We start from the raw sequence: 15,526 nt of genomic DNA, 5'->3' as shown, positions 1-15,526 counted from the left end.
GATCATGAGCAAGGGTATTGTTCTTCTTGCCGCCGGGGGAACCGGCGGCCATGTCTTTCCAGCCGAGGCCTTGGCGCATACGCTGAAGGAACGCGGTTATCAGGTGCATCTCGTCACCGACAGCCGCGCCGAGCGTTATGCCGGCAAGTTCCCGGCGGATGAAATCCATGTCGTGCCGTCAGCCACCATCGGCTCGAAAAACCCGATTTCCGTGGCGCGTTCGCTCTGGAAGCTGTGGGTTGGTCTGCGCGCCGCGCGTCGGCTGGTGGCGAAACTGAAGCCTGTCGCAGTTGTCGGTTTCGGCGGTTATCCCACCGTGCCGCCGCTTCTGGCATCCACCGGGCTTGGCGTTCCCTCCATCATTCACGAGCAGAATGCGGTGATGGGCCGCGCCAACAAGGCGCTGGCAGGCCGGGTGAAAGCGATTGCCGGCGGTTTCCTGCCACCCGCCAACGGTCAATATTCCGACAAGACCGTGGCGACCGGCAATCCCGTGCGCCCGGCGGTACTGGCGGCGTCGGAGATACCCTATACGCCCTCGCAGACGGGTGAGACATTCCAGCTTGTCGTTTTCGGCGGCAGCCAGGGTGCGCAGTTCTTTTCGAGCGCGGTGCCTGCGGCGATCTGCCTGCTGAAGGATGAGCAGCGCAAGCGCATCGTCGTCACCCAGCAGGCGCGGCCGGAAGACAAGGACAGCGTGATCGCCTCCTATCAGAAGCTCGGCGTGAAAGCGGATGTTTCGCCCTTCTTCGGCGATATGGCGTCGCGTATCGGCGAGGCCGATCTGGTTATCAGCCGCTCGGGCGCCTCGACAGTGTCGGAGCTTTCGGTGATCGGCCGCCCGTCGATCCTCGTTCCCTATCCGCATGCGCTCGATCACGATCAGGCCGCCAATGCGGCAGCGCTTTCGGCGGCGGGCGGGGCAAGCGTCATCAAGCAGGCGGAACTGTCGCCGCAGAAGCTCTCCGGCCTGTTGTCCTCGGCACTTTCGGAGCCGGACCGTCTTTCGGCAACGGCGGCGGCGGCGAAGGCGACGGGCAAACCGCATGCGGCGGATGTGCTGGCCGATCTGGTGGAGGCGATTGCTTCCGGCCGGTCCGTACAGGAATTCAAGAAAAAGAATGAAGGAGTTGGGGCATGAAGATGCCGAAAGCCATAGGCCTTGTGCATTTCATCGGCATAGGCGGGATCGGCATGAGCGGCATTGCCGAAGTGCTTCACAATCTCGGCCACCGCGTTCAGGGGTCGGATCAGGCCGACAGCGCCAATGTGCAGCGCCTGCGCGACAAGGGCATCGAGGTTTTCGTCGGTCATACGGCGGATAATATCGGCGATGCCGAGGTCGTGGTCGTTTCCACCGCCATCAAGAAGAACAATCCGGAACTCATCGCGGCGCGTGAAAAGCACCTGCCGATCGTTCGCCGGGCCGAAATGCTGGCCGAACTGATGCGTTTCCGTAACGCCATCGCCATTGGCGGCACCCACGGCAAGACCACGACCACCTCCATGGTCGCGACGCTGCTGGAAGCCGGCAATCTCGACCCGACCGTCATCAATGGCGGCATCATCAATGCTTACGGCACCAATGCCCGCATGGGCGAGGGCGAGTGGATGGTGGTGGAGGCCGACGAGTCCGACGGCACCTTCCTGAAGCTGCCGGCCGATGTGGCCGTCATCACCAATATCGATCCGGAGCATCTCGACCATTACGGCAATTTCGATGCCGTGCGCGCTGCATTCCGTCAGTTCGTCGAGAACGTGCCTTTCTACGGTTTCGGCGTCATGTGCCTCGATCATCCGGAAGTGCAGGCGCTGGTCGGCCGCATCGAGGACCGCAAGGTCATCACCTATGGCGAGAACCCGCAGGCCGACGTGCGTTTTTCGAATGTACGCATCGACGGCACGCGCTCGATCTTCGACGTGGAAATCCGCCGTCGCCGCACCGGCAAGATATTCTCCTTCAAGGACCTCGTCCTGCCGATGCCCGGCCGCCATAATGTGTCGAATGCGACGGCGGCGATTGCGGTTGCCAATCGTCTCGGCATTTCGGAAGCCGACATTAAGAAGGGCCTTGCCTCCTTCGGCGGCGTCAAGCGGCGCTTCACGCTGACGGGCGAAGCCAACGGCGTACAGGTCTTTGATGATTACGGTCACCATCCAGTGGAGATCAAGGCCGTGCTGAAGGCGGCGCGGGAGGCCTGCAAGGGCCGCATCGTCGCCGTGCACCAGCCGCACCGCTATAGCCGCCTTTCCAGCCTGTTCGACGATTTCGCGCATTGTTTTAACGATGCCGACACGATTATCCTTGCTCCGGTCTATGCCGCGGGCGAAGATCCGATCGAGGGTGCGAGCTCGGAAGCGCTGGTTTCGGCCATCAAGGCCGCCGGCCACCGTGACGCCCGTTTTCTCGAGAAACGTGAAGATCTCGCCTCAGTGGTTGCAGGCATTGCGAATCCGGGTGATTTCGTGGTTCTCTTGGGGGCTGGAAATATCACGCAATGGGCAGCAGTACTGCCTTCGGAATTGAAGAGCATATCAGGAAAGTCTGAATGAGACAGGTCGATGGGGTTAAATTGCTGGGGAGGCTCGGCGACGGGGTAAATGAATTGCGGGGACGTCTGACACCGGATGCGCCCATGGACCGCGTGACGTGGTTCAGAGCCGGCGGTCTTGCGGAAGTCATGTTCCAGCCGCACGATACCGACGATCTGATTGCCTTCCTGAAAATTCTGCCGGAAGACGTGCCGTTGACCGTGGTTGGCGTCGGCTCGAACCTTCTGGTGCGCGATGGCGGCATTCCGGGCGTTGTCGTCCGTCTGTCCGCCAAGGGCTTTGGCCAGGTGGAGCTTGCCGGTGAAAACCGCATCAAGGCGGGCGCGATCTGCCCTGACAAGCATATTGCCGCTATGGCCATGGATAATGGCATCGGCGGTTTTCATTTCTATTACGGCATTCCCGGCTCCATCGGCGGTGCGCTGCGCATGAATGCGGGCGCCAATGGCGGCGAGACGCGCGAGCGCGTCGTGGAGGTCTATGCGGTCGACCGTCAGGGCAACCAGCATGTGCTTTCCAATGCCGACATGGGCTACAGCTATCGCCATTCCGGCGCCGACGCGGGCCTGATCTTCACGGGCGCGCTGTTTGAGGGTTATCCCGAAGACAAGGCGAAAATCCGTGCCGATATGGACGCCGTGCGCCACCACCGCGAAACCGTGCAGCCGATCCGCGAGCAGACGGGCGGTTCCACCTTCAAGAATCCCGAAGGTCATTCCGCCTGGGAGCTGATCGATGAGGCGGGCGGTCGCGGTCTGGTCATCGGCGGCGCGCAGATGTCGTCGCTGCATTGCAATTTCATGATCAATACCGGCCATGCGACCGGTTACGATCTGGAATATCTGGGCGAGACCATCCGCAAGCGCGTGTTCGAAAAGTCGGGCATCCGGCTGGAATGGGAAATCAAGCGGCTTGGCCTTTTCATGCCGGGCCGTGAGGTGGAGCCTTTCCTCGGAAGCTGAAATCCGGTGTTGGCCGGTATGGTTGGCGACAAAACCTTGCGTTGATGCGGCCGTTGGCGTTTATCGTAACGGTCGATCAATGGTTATGGTTTATAGCAAGATGAAAGTGGAGAGGGTGTCGGCCCTCTCCCATATTTTAGACGATTTATATTAGAGTTTTCGACGACGTTAGATGATTGGGCGCTGCTGGGGATGGTATTGGGTCTCTGGAAAAAACTGATCGAGATGATGAGTTTTTCGATTGCGACGTCGGAGCGCCGCCGGCGGCTTGAACCGCTGGAATTTGCAATCCGGGTCGCCTGTGTCGTCACGGTCATAGCTGTTCTTATCTGTTTCTTCGGTCTGCTTCTGCTGGCGGAGTTCGGGCTGGTAACGGATCTCGTCAACGGGCTTATCCTTGGCATCACCCTGTCCGCCGCTATCTCGTTTACGATAACGCTGCTGGTTTGCTGGCTGAATGCCAGGGAAGTGAAGCTTCTGGCGCAATCGCATGAGCGATTTCTGTATCTGAGCCATACGGACGCCTTGACGGGCCTCAGCAATCGCCTTGGGCTTTATGCCGGATGTATCGATCTCGGCCCGCATTATTGCGTCGCCTTCCTCGATATCGATCATTTCAAGTCCGTGAACGACAGGTTCAGCCATCTGGCAGGCGATGCGGTGATTTCCAGTGTCGCACAGCGGATACGCGCTGCCTTCGCTGCCTCCGCCAGCGTTGCCAGAATGGGTGGCGAGGAGTTCGTTGTCGTACAGGAAACCGGGCTGCAATCGTTCCTGGACGTTTGCGAAAGGCTGCGTGCGAGTATCGAGGCCGTGCCGGTCGATTATCAGGAGATGCGGATCGGTGTCACCATATCGATTGGCGTTGCTGTCCGGAAGGATGCCGAAGTCTTCGAAAAAGTCCTGCACAATGCCGATCTGGCGCTCTATCAGGCAAAGGGAACGGGGCGTAACCGCATCTGCGTGTCAGGCCAGCGCGACATCCGCCAATCCGTCGCCTAGCGTATTTCCAACAAGGCCGGGAAGAGATGCGCTGTTGCGCTATCGGGCGCAGATATGAAAAGGCCCGCGAAGCCTCAAGTTCCGCGGGCCTTCCTGTATTTTGAACCCTGCGTGGCTCAGACTTCGTCCTTGCGGGACAGAAGAATGCAGGCGAGCGTGATGAGCGCCGATACGCAGAGATAATAGCCGACATAACCCATGCCGTAATTCACCTGCAGCCATGTGGCGATGTAAGGCGCCAGCGATGCGCCGAAGATGCCGGCCATGTTGAAGGTGATGGACGAACCGGTGTAGCGCACGCGGGTCGGGAAGGGCGCGGCGAGCGCCGTTCCGATCAGGCCGTAGGTCATGCCCATCAGCATCATGGCAAGAGCCGCGAAGACGAAGATCGAGCCTTCGCCACCGGACATCAGGCCGGGCAGCAGGAAGGAGAACAGGCCGATCAGCACCGTCGTCAGGATCAGGATTTCACGGCGACCGAATTTTTCGGCGAGCTTGCCGGCGATCGGAATGAAGATGCCGAAGACGATTGAGCCGAGGATCTGCACTTCCAGCGCGTCGAGGAACGGGATTTTCAGGACCTTGACGTTGTAGGACAGAAGATAGGCGGTGCCGATGTAGAAGAGCACGAAGGTGGCCAGCGCCACGAAGGTGCCGAGCACGAGGCTGCGCTTGTGGTTGCGGAACAGTTCCGCGACCGGCACGGCCACACGCTCTTCCTTTTCGATTGCCTTCTGGAAGTCGGGCGTTTCGGTGATCGACAGGCGAACCCACATGCCGACCGCGATCAGGATGATCGAAGCGACGAAGGGAATGCGCCAGCCCCAGCTCAAAAGCGCTTCCTGAGACATGAAGTGCAGCAGGATCCAGAACACGCCGGACGAAAGGAACAGGCCAACGGGTGCACCGAGCTGCGGGAACATGCCGTACCAGCTGCGCTTGCCCGGAGGTGCGTTTTCCGTGGCGAGCAGGACGGCACCGCCCCATTCGCCACCGAGGCCGAAACCCTGACCGAAGCGGCAAAGCGCGAGCAGCAGCGGGGCCAGAACGCCGGCGGTCTCATAGGAGGGCAGGAGGCCGATCACGACCGTCGAGACGCCCATCGTGAGCAGGGCGGCGACAAGGGTGGTCTTGCGGCCGACGCGGTCGCCATAGTGGCCGAAGACCACAGCGCCCAGCGGGCGGGCGAAAAAGGCGATGGAGAAGGTGGCGAAGGACGCCAGAAGCGCCGTCATCGGGTCATTGTTCGGGAAGAACAAAGTGGGGAACACGAGCACTGCGGCCGTGGCGTAAACATAGAAATCGAAAAACTCGATGGTCGTGCCGACCAGGCTGGCAGTGAGAACTCGTGCAGGCGAATTTGTCTTTACAACGTTCGAAGTGTCAGCGGTCGGCGATACCGGAGATATCGCGTCGGTCATGGTATTGGTTCCATTTTGGATGATTGCAATGTCATGCCTTGGGAGGCGACGACTGCGTTAACGCAATTTTTGTTCTTATGGAATGCTAAAAAAGAAATAATGCAGATAATGTGATCCATCAGTGCGACACGTGTGGTTATGCCTCTCGGGGATGCTTTGGCGATTGAGAGACTGATTCAGGCCGCGGTTTTAAAACGCTGAAACGCCAGATAATTTTCCCTGGGGAATAATCCCGTCTGTTAACGTTTCGACCTTGCCTTTATCGCTGGGCGGCAGACGCGCGAGCGCCGTTTTATTTCCGATCATTGAAAACCTGCATGTTGCAATCCATGCAACTCTCTGATTCCAAGGAGGGAATCCGGATCGGTGCTGATTCTTTAACGAAACTCGGCACGTTGGACGCGGCGGTTAACGAAAGTAAACGATTCATTAACCTTAATGGCGTTTAACTGATCTCAAGGGTCATGTGCCAGAATCACCGTTCGTCAAACTCGGTCGGTTCGGAGCGTGGTTCGTAACGGAGAGTTGGTGTCAGAGGTATCGATGAGCGGCAAGCACGTAGCTGTTCTTTTGGGTGGATTTTCGTCGGAGCGGCCGGTCAGCCTGTCGTCGGGCAACGCTTGCGCGCAGGCTCTGGAAGACGAGGGCTACAAGGTCACCCGGGTCGATGTGGGGCGTGATGTCGCCGCCGTGCTAGCCGAGCTACGCCCGGATGTCGCCTTCAACGCGTTGCACGGTCCCTTTGGTGAAGACGGCACCATTCAGGGCATCTTCGAATATCTTGCCATTCCCTATACGCATTCCGGCGTGCTCGCTTCCGCGCTCGCCATGGACAAGGCGCAGGCCAAGAAGGTTGCCGCTGCTGCCGGCATCCCGGTGGCTGCCGAGCGCGTCATGAACCGCTTCGATTTCACCAGCGAGCATCCGCTTGCACCCCCTTATGTCGTGAAGCCGGTGCGTGAAGGCTCGAGCTTCGGTGTCGTGATCGTCAAGGAAGACCAGTCGCATCCGCCGCAGATTCTCACCTCGTCGGAATGGCGCTACGGCGATCAGGTCATGGTCGAGCGCTATATTCACGGCCGCGAACTGACCTGCGGTGTACTCGACGGCGAGGCGCTGGGCGTCACCGAAGTGGTGCCGCTGGGTCACAATTTCTATGATTATGATGCGAAATATGCGGCTGGTGGCTCGAAACATGTCATTCCCGCAGAAATTTCACCGAAAATTTACCAAAAAATTCAAACACTGGCGGTTATGGCGCATCGGGCGATCGGATGCCGTGGCGTAAGCCGTTCAGACTTTCGTTACGACGACCGTTTCTCAGAAGATGGCGAAGTTATCTGGCTTGAAGTGAATACGCAGCCGGGCATGACGCCGACCTCCCTAGTGCCGGAAATGGCGGCTCATGCTGGCCGCTCCTTTGGTAACCTTGTCAGCTGGATGGTGGAGGACGCTTCGTGTTTGCGGTGATCGGCAAAAAGTCGACGGCAAAAAAGCGCGAACAATTCGCGGCGGCGGCCAGCGCCGACGACCGCATGGTATTGCCGCGTCCTCTGCGTCGCTTCGTGCGTTTCGGTGTCAGCCTTGCGACCGGACGCATTCACATTCCTGCCCATACCGGTACGATTTCGGCCGTCGCCTTTTACGCGGTGACCGGGCTTTACGGCATGTCGCTCGGGGGGCACACCAATATCGTCACCCAGACCACGACATCGGCCGCAGGCTTCGCGGTCGAGGACGTGAAGGTTTCCGGCAATCTGCAGACCTCCGAAATCGAAGTGTTCCAGCTTCTCGGCCTCGATGGCAGCACCTCGCTGATCGCGCTCGATATCGATGCGGCACGCCGCAAGCTGGTGCAGCTTCCCTGGGTGGAAGATGTCGATATCCGCAAGGTGTACCCCAAGACCGTGGAAGTCCGGCTGAAGGAGCGTCAGGCCTTCGGCATCTGGCAGCATGGAACGGAACTGTCGCTGATCGAAAAAAGCGGCAGCGTGATTGCGCCGCTGCGGGACAATAAATTCGCCTCCCTGCCGCTCTTCGTCGGTCGTGACGCGGAAACGGGTGCTGCCGGTTTCGTCGAGCAGCTGGCCGACTGGCCGGAAATCCGCAACCGTGTCCGCGCCTATGTCCGCATTGCCGGCCGCCGCTGGGATCTGCATCTCGATAACGGCATCGTCGTCAAGCTGCCGGAAGAAAACCTGCCGCAGGCGCTGCAATTGCTGGCGCGGCTCGATCTCGAGGAAAAGGTGCTGTCGCGCGATGTCGCCGCCGTCGATCTCCGGCTCGCGGACCGCACCACGATCCAGTTGACCGAGGGCGCCACGGAGCGCCGTCAGGCCGCTGTCGATGCGCGCACCAAGGCTCTCAAGAAGGCGGAGAAGAACACATGAGCTTTTTCGGTTCTTCCCATTTCGGCCTGCCTCGCCTGAAGCCGCTTTCTTCCAAGCGCAGCCACATCGTTTCGGTGCTGGACATCGGCTCGACCAAGGTCGTATGCATGATCGGCCGGCTGACGCCGCGCCAGGAAAGCGAAATTCTGCCGGGCCGCACCCACAAGGTCGAAATCATCGGCATCGGCCACCAGCGCTCGCGCGGCGTGAAGTCAGGCGTGATCGCCGATCTCGACGCGCTGGAAGGCGTCATCCGTCTTTCGGTGGATGCGGCCGAGCGCATGGCGGGTCTCACCGTCGACAGCCTGATCGTCAATGTTTCGGCAGGAAGACTGGCGAGCGATATCTATACTGCGAGCATCGATCTCGGCGGCCAGGAAGTGGAAGCAAGCGATCTGCGCAAGGTTCTGGTGGCGGCAAGCCAGCAGTCCATGCGTCAGGACCGGGCGATCCTGCATTCTTTGCCGACGGGTTATTCGCTGGACGGCGAGCGCGGCATTCGCGATCCGCTTTCCATGTATGGCGATCTTCTCGGTGTCGACATGCATGTGGTCACGGTCGAGCGCACGGCGCTGAAGAACCTCGAGCTTTGCGTCAACCGTGCGCATCTTTCCGTGGAAGGCATGGTGGCGACGCCCTATGCCAGCGGTCTGGCGGCGCTGGTGGACGATGAAGTCGAACTCGGCTGCGCGGCCATCGACATGGGCGGCGGCACCACGACGATCTCGGTTTTCGCCGAAGGCCGTCTCATTCACACCGACGCGATCGGCCTTGGCGGCCATCACGTTACGACAGATCTTGCACGTGGCCTCTCGACACGAATCGAAGATGCGGAGAGACTGAAGGTGGTGCATGGTTCGGCATTGCTGAATGGCGCGGATGAGCGCGACATGATTTCGATCCCGCCGATTGGCGAAGACGATCGCGATCAACCATCGCAAGTTTCAAGAGCACTTGTAACCCGCATCGTGCGGGCGCGTATCGAAGAGACGCTGGAATTGATCCGTGATCGTATCCAGAAGTCCGGCTTCAGCCCCATCGTCGGCAAGCGCGTTGTCCTTACCGGCGGCGCAAGCCAGCTGACGGGGCTGCCGGAAACGGCACGGCGCATTCTCGCCCGCAACGTTCGTATCGGCCGCCCCATGGGTGTGGCCGGTCTTCCGGTAGCGGCGAAGGGACCGGCATTTTCAACCGCCTGCGGACTGATGATCTATCCGCAGGTGGCGGACATCGAAATTCATGCGGCGCAAGGCGGAATGTTCTCGCCGTTTGGTACGGGTAGCGGCCGGATAGCCCGGGTGGGGCAATGGCTGAAAGAGAGTTTTTGAGTGGCCTCGTGGCGTAAGCCGGAGGTTTCAGAGTTGAGTTTTCAAGAATCGGCCAGCGGGGCGATGCGGCCAGAGAAAGAAGGAATGCTAAAATGACGATACAGCTGCAAAAGCCTGATATCACCGAGCTGAAGCCACGCATCACTGTTTTCGGTGTCGGCGGTGGTGGTGGTAACGCTGTCAACAACATGATCACGGCCGGCCTCCAGGGCGTCGACTTCGTCGTCGCCAACACGGATGCGCAGGCGCTGACCATGACGAAGGCAGACCGGGTCATCCAGCTCGGCGTCAACGTCACCGAAGGCCTCGGCGCAGGTTCCCAGCCGGAAGTCGGCCGAGCCGCCGCTGAAGAATGCATCGACGAGATCATCGATCACCTGAACGGCACCCACATGTGCTTCGTCACCGCCGGCATGGGCGGCGGCACCGGCACGGGTGCTGCTCCGGTTGTCGCACAGGCCGCCCGCAACAAGGGCATCCTGACGGTCGGCGTCGTCACCAAGCCTTTCCACTTCGAAGGCGGCCGCCGCATGCGTCTTGCCGAACAGGGCATCGAGGAACTGCAGAAGTCCGTCGATACGCTGATCGTCATTCCGAACCAGAACCTCTTCCGTATTGCCAACGACAAGACGACCTTCGCCGACGCCTTCGCCATGGCCGACCAGGTTCTCTATTCGGGCGTTGCCTGCATCACCGACCTGATGGTGAAGGAAGGTCTCATCAACCTCGACTTCGCCGACGTTCGCTCGGTCATGCGTGAAATGGGCCGCGCGATGATGGGTACCGGCGAGGCTTCCGGTCCGGGCCGTGCGATGCAGGCTGCGGAAGCGGCAATCGCCAACCCGCTGCTCGATGAAACCTCGATGAAGGGCGCACAGGGCCTGCTGATCTCCATCACCGGCGGTCGCGATCTTACCCTGTTCGAAGTCGACGAGGCTGCGACCCGTATCCGCGAAGAAGTCGACCCGGACGCCAACATCATCCTCGGCGCAACCTTCGACGAAGCTCTGGAAGGTCTCATCCGCGTCTCCGTCGTGGCGACCGGCATCGACCGCGTTGCTGGCGTCGGCGAGCAGAACGTTGCCGATATGCGCGCCGCAGCAGCCGTTGCCAAGCCGCTTATCCGTCCTTCCGCGGCCGTTGCTTCCGCTCCGGCCGCAGTTCAGCCTGCTCCAGCAGTATCGCAGGCACAGAAGGCCGTAGACCCGATCGCCCAGACCATCCGTTCGGCGGAAGCCGAAATGGAACGCGAACTCGGTTTCGCCGCACACCAGCAGCCGGCTCAGGATTTCCGTCCGCAGAGCAAGCTGTTCGCATCTTCTCCGGCTGAAGCGCCGGCGGCTCTCCGTCCGGCTCAGCCGGTTCAGCAGGCCGCTCCGGCACCGGTCGCTCCGGCGCCCGTCTACCATGCTCCGGAACAGGTTGCCGCTCCGGCGCCGCGCATGCAGCAGCCGCAGGCTCCTGTCTATCAGGAACCCGCACCGGTTGCCCGCCAGGCCGAGCCGGTACGCATGCCGAAGGTCGAAGACTTCCCGCCGGTCGTGAAGGCCGAGCTGGACCACCGCACCCACGCCGCTCCTGCCGCACAGGAAGAGCGTGGCCCGATGGGTCTTCTGAAGCGCATCACCAACTCGCTTGGTCGCCGCGAAGAAGAAGAAGTTCCCTCCGACATGATGGATGCGCCGAGCATGGCGCCGCAGCAGCGCCGCGCCCCGCTTTCGCCGGAAGCCAGCCTCTACGCACCGCGTCGTGGCCAGCTTGACGATCACGGCCGCGCAACGCCTGCATCGTCCAGCCACCACGATGACGACCAGCTGGAAATCCCGGCCTTCCTGCGCCGCCAGTCCAACTAAGGGCGATTCCATCCGCCTCTTCGAACGCCCGGGTTTCACGATCCGGGCGTTTTGTTTATTTTACGTTATTAACACTAAATTAATTCGTTTTTTCAAAGGTTTACGCGTGTAACAATCCGAAACGAACAGTGATTTGTCGTGGCACCTACATGTGCGTATGTATGAGGCTGGGTAAAGGAAAACACGGACTTGGCCGGTTGCCAAACCGGCTCGAAAACTTGAACGGCGCTCAAGCGGCGCGGTTTGCAAAACAAGGCATATTCGCATGACTATCGGACTGCTCGGATTTCAGACAACTATCGCAAATGCTGTTCAGCTCAAAGGCATTGGCGTGCATTCCGGCAATCCGGTTTCGATGACCTTCCAGCCCGCAGAAGCCGGAACGGGCATCGTCTTCCACCGCCTTCATGACAATGGCAGCGTTACCGAGTTGAAGGCGGTTTCGGCCAATGTCGGCAATACCGACTTGTGCACCGTGCTCGGCCGTTCGCTTTCCCAGTCGGTTGCGACGATCGAGCACGTCATGGCCGCCATCTACGCCATGGGCCTCGATAACCTCATCGTTGAAGTCGACGGTCCGGAAGCGCCGATCATGGATGGCAGCTCTGCACCTTTCATCGAAGCGATCGAATCGGTCGGCATCAAGAGCCTCGGCGTGAAGCGCCGTTATATTCGCGTCACCAAGCCGGTGCGCATCGATTCGGGCGCCTCCTGGGCGGAGTTCCGTCCCTATGACGGTACGCGCTTCGAGGTCGACATCGATTTCGATACGCCGCTGATCGGCAAGCAGTCCTGGAAGGGCGACCTGACGGCGGATACGTTCAAGAACGAACTGTCGCGCGCCCGCACCTTCGGCTTCATGCGTGATGTGGAGCGCCTGTGGGCCGCCGGTTATGCGCTCGGCTCCTCGCTTGAGAACTCGGTCGTCATCTCCGACGACAACAGCGTCATCAATATGGAAGGCCTGCGTTACGCCAAGGACGAATTCGTTCGTCACAAGACGCTGGACGCCGTGGGCGACCTGGCGCTTGCCGGCGCGCAGTTCATCGGCTGCTACCGCTCCTATCGCGGCGGCCACAAGGTCAATGCGAATGCGCTGAAGGCGCTTTTGAGCGACCGCACCGCCTATGAGATCGTCGAAGCGCCGGCTGCCCGCAACCAGATGGTGCGCGCCCGCGAATTCGTTGCGGTCAACATGCCGGAATTCGCGCCCTGGTCTGCGTGAATTCCTTCGCAGGCTATCAATTGACAGAAAAAGCCGCTCCCTTTGGGGCGGCTTTTTCGTGATGCGAACAAGAAGTTGCGTAATATCGCCTGATATTCATGCGATTGCACGGGTCGATGCCATAAAAATGCGTTAATGCGTCATCATTGCGTTGCCCTGCGGATGCTTTTATGGCTAGAACGCCAGTGCAAAGCCGATGCTTATGTATTTGCGCGGGAAGTGGGAACTGTCGAATGAAGCATGTAGGGTCTGGTGCAATGAAGGGTACGATGCGGGGGATCGCCGTCTCGTTGATGTTGGTCGGCGCGAGTGTCGCCGTCACGGCCTGCCAGTCCGATCCGGATATCGACATCACCAAGCTCGGCGTCGAGACCGATCCGCCGGATGTTCTGTACAAGCAGGGGCTTGCCAACATGAACGCCGGTAACATGACGGAAGCCTCACGCAAGTTCGAGGCGATCGACAAGCAGTACCCCTTCACCGAATGGGGCCAGAAGGCGCTGGTGATGCAGACCTTCATTGCCACGCGCACCAACAAGAACGATGTGGCCATTACCAATGGCAGCCGGTTCCTGCGCCAATATCCGCGCTCCAAGGATGCCGCTTACGTTCAGTACATGATCGGTCTTGCCTATTCGAAGCAGATTTCCGACGTCACGCAGGACCAGCGCGCCGCACAGCGCACCGTCGAGGCGATGAACAAGGTCGTCAACGACTATCCCGATTCGGAATATGTCGCCGACGCTCAGGCCAAGATCCGTTTCGCCCGCGACCAGCTCGCCGGCCGCGAAATGCAGGTCGGCCGTTATTATCTTGAGCGCAAGGAATATCTCGCCGCCGTTTCGCGTTTCCGCATCGTTGTCGAGCAGTACCAGAACACCAACCAGATCGAGGAAGCGCTGGCGCGTCTGACGGAAGCCTATTACGCAATGGGCCTGGTGGACGAAGCGCAAACCGCGGCCGCCGTTCTCGGCAACAACTATCCTGACAGCCAATGGTATTCGGATTCCTACAAGCTGCTGAAGGGCAGCGGGCTGGAGCCGCGGGAAAACAAGGGGTCCTGGATTTCGCGCGCCGGCAAGAAGCTCATCGGCGCCTGAGACGGGGCATAGGCCATGCTGGTCCAGCTCTCGATTCGCGATATCGTTCTCATCGAAAGGCTCGACCTCGGTTTCGAGGCGGGCCTTTCCGTGTTGACGGGCGAGACGGGTGCGGGCAAATCGATTCTTCTCGATAGCCTTTCGCTGGCGCTTGGCGGGCGCGGCGATGGCGGCCTTGTGCGGCACGGGGAAGAGAAGGGGCAGGTCACCGCCACCTTCGAGGTCCCGAACAATCACCCGATACGGCTTCTCCTGCGTGAAAACGGTCTCGACGACGATGGCGACCTGATTTTCCGCCGGGTGCAATCCTCTGACGGGCGCACCAAGGCCTATATCAACGATCAGGCCATCAGCGTGCAGATGATGCGCCAGCTCGGGCAATTGCTGGTCGAGATTCACGGCCAGCATGACGACCGCGCGCTTGTCGATACCGATGCACACCGCACGCTGCTGGATGCCTTTGCCGGGCTGAGCGATGAGGCTCGTGCCGTTCAGGGCCTATACCGCACCTGGAAGGACGCCGAGCGTGCCCTGAAGACGCACCGCGCCAAAGTGGAGGCGGCGGCGCGCGAGGCAGATTACCTTCGCTCCTCCGTCGAGGAGCTGGAAACGCTCTCGCCGCGCGACGGTGAAGAGGACGAGCTGGCCGAACGCCGGGCGGTGATGCAGAAATCCGAACGCATTGCCGGCGATATCGCCGAGGCCAGCGAGTTTCTGAACGGCAATGCCTCGCCCGTGCCTGTCATCGCCTCGATGATGCGGCGTCTGGAGCGCAAGAGCCATGAAGCGCCGGGATTGCTGGAAGACACGGTGCAATTGCTGGACGCCGCGCTCGACAGCCTTTCCAATGCGCAGATGGAAGTGGAGGCGGCGCTGCGCCGCACCGAATTCGATCCGCGCGAGCTGGAGCGGGTGGAGGAGCGGCTGTTTGCGCTGCGTGCCGCCGGGCGCAAATATAATGTCGCCGTACCAGATCTGCCGGCTCTCGCTGAAAAAATGGTGGCCGATCTCGCCGATCTCGATGCCGGCGAAGAAAAGCTCGGCAAGCTCGAGGCCAATCTCGGGGTGGTGAAGGCCGATTTCGACCGTGCCGCACAATCGCTTTCCGACAAACGCCGCCACGCGGCGGATGCGCTTTCCAATGCGGTGATGGCAGAACTGCCGGCGCTGAAGCTGGAGCGGGCGCGGTTTACCGTCGAGGTGACCTCCGATGCCGAACAGGCGACGGCCGACGGCATCGACACGGTGGAATTCCACGTCCAGACAAATCCGGGTACACGTCCTGGCCCGATCATGAAGGTGGCCTCGGGCGGCGAATTGTCCCGCTTCCTGCTGGCGCTGAAAGTGGCGCTGGCGGATCGCGGTTCGGCACCGACGCTGGTATTCGATGAAATCGATACGGGTGTCGGCGGCGCGGTGGCGGATGCCATCGGCCAGCGGCTGCGCCGCCTGTCGAAAACCGTGCAGGTTCTGACCGTTACCCATGCGCCGCAGGTGGCGGCACGGGCGGCGACCCATCTTCTCATTTCCAAGGGCCCGTCCGGCGACGGCAGCGAGCGTATCGCCACGCGTGTGGCCACCATGGAGCCGAAACACCGCACCGAAGAGATTGCCCGCATGCTTGCCGGTGCATCGGTGACGGACGAGGCGAGGGCTGCAGCGGCTCGCCTGCTTGCCGCCAAGGACTGACGG

General features: G+C 60.6%; 12 protein-coding genes. 11 read left to right on the top strand and 1 reads right to left on the bottom strand.

All coding sequences use genetic code 11. From position 1 onward, the window contains the following. Positions 1-4: 4 nt before the first annotated feature. The 4 genes from murG (at position 5) to FGF54_RS09160 (ending at position 4,517) form a co-directional block, all read left to right on the top strand. Positions 5-1,141, top strand: coding sequence for an undecaprenyldiphospho-muramoylpentapeptide beta-N-acetylglucosaminyltransferase (murG, locus tag FGF54_RS09175; RefSeq protein WP_142779476.1), 1,137 nt, complete (start codon positions 5-7; stop codon positions 1,139-1,141). Continuing rightward, positions 1,138-2,553: a UDP-N-acetylmuramate--L-alanine ligase gene (murC, locus tag FGF54_RS09170; protein ID WP_142779475.1), complete on the top strand. Its 1,416-nt coding sequence runs from the start codon at positions 1,138-1,140 to the stop codon at positions 2,551-2,553. Before murG ends, murC begins: the two co-directional genes overlap by 4 nt. Further along, positions 2,550-3,515 carry a UDP-N-acetylmuramate dehydrogenase gene (gene murB, locus FGF54_RS09165; protein WP_020810676.1) on the top strand — a complete coding sequence of 322 codons (966 nt, stop codon included), beginning with the start codon at positions 2,550-2,552 and terminating at the stop codon, positions 3,513-3,515. The genes murC and murB overlap by 4 nt, the downstream gene beginning before the upstream one ends. A 192-nt stretch (positions 3,516-3,707) precedes the next feature. Further along, positions 3,708-4,517 (top strand): GGDEF domain-containing protein, encoded by an 810-nt coding sequence (locus FGF54_RS09160; protein WP_031233977.1) that lies wholly within the window; start codon positions 3,708-3,710, stop codon positions 4,515-4,517. Positions 4,518-4,633: 116 nt separating this feature from the next. Here the strand turns inward: FGF54_RS09160 and FGF54_RS09155 are convergent, their stop codons facing one another. Further along, complete coding sequence (locus tag FGF54_RS09155; protein WP_003522203.1) at positions 4,634-5,938, bottom strand: MFS transporter; 1,305 nt, start codon at positions 5,936-5,938, stop codon at positions 4,634-4,636. Between the two features lie 543 nt (positions 5,939-6,481). Between FGF54_RS09155 and FGF54_RS09150 the strand changes: the two genes are divergently transcribed. The 7 genes from FGF54_RS09150 (at position 6,482) to recN (ending at position 15,523) form a co-directional block, all read left to right on the top strand. Next, positions 6,482-7,408 carry a D-alanine--D-alanine ligase gene (locus FGF54_RS09150; RefSeq protein WP_142779474.1) on the top strand — a complete coding sequence of 309 codons (927 nt, stop codon included), beginning with the start codon at positions 6,482-6,484 and terminating at the stop codon, positions 7,406-7,408. Then, positions 7,396-8,328, top strand: coding sequence for a cell division protein FtsQ/DivIB (locus FGF54_RS09145; protein ID WP_035263162.1), 933 nt, complete (start codon positions 7,396-7,398; stop codon positions 8,326-8,328). The genes FGF54_RS09150 and FGF54_RS09145 overlap by 13 nt, the downstream gene beginning before the upstream one ends. Then, entirely contained in the window at positions 8,325-9,656 is a 1,332-nt protein-coding gene (ftsA, locus tag FGF54_RS09140) for a cell division protein FtsA (protein ID WP_003513208.1), read from the top strand. The genes FGF54_RS09145 and ftsA overlap by 4 nt, the downstream gene beginning before the upstream one ends. Before the next feature lie 92 nt (positions 9,657-9,748). After that, positions 9,749-11,509, top strand: coding sequence for a cell division protein FtsZ (gene ftsZ / locus FGF54_RS09135; RefSeq protein ID WP_059756666.1), 1,761 nt, complete (start codon positions 9,749-9,751; stop codon positions 11,507-11,509). 265 nt (positions 11,510-11,774) lie between these two features. Then, positions 11,775-12,734: a UDP-3-O-acyl-N-acetylglucosamine deacetylase gene (lpxC, locus tag FGF54_RS09130; protein ID WP_059756668.1), complete on the top strand. Its 960-nt coding sequence runs from the start codon at positions 11,775-11,777 to the stop codon at positions 12,732-12,734. 233 nt (positions 12,735-12,967) lie between these two features. Next, positions 12,968-13,834, top strand: a complete 867-nt coding sequence (locus FGF54_RS09125; RefSeq protein ID WP_003522209.1) for an outer membrane protein assembly factor BamD — start codon at positions 12,968-12,970, stop codon at positions 13,832-13,834. 15 nt (positions 13,835-13,849) lie between these two features. After that, complete coding sequence (gene recN / locus FGF54_RS09120; protein WP_142779473.1) at positions 13,850-15,523, top strand: DNA repair protein RecN; 1,674 nt, start codon at positions 13,850-13,852, stop codon at positions 15,521-15,523. Positions 15,524-15,526 lie beyond the last annotated feature (3 nt).

It is taken from the genome of Agrobacterium sp. T29 (assembly GCF_006970545.1).
Taxonomy (GTDB): domain Bacteria; phylum Pseudomonadota; class Alphaproteobacteria; order Rhizobiales; family Rhizobiaceae; genus Agrobacterium; species Agrobacterium leguminum.
Note: the sequence above shows the minus strand (reverse complement) of the source record. Positions and strands in the feature narration are given on the sequence as shown.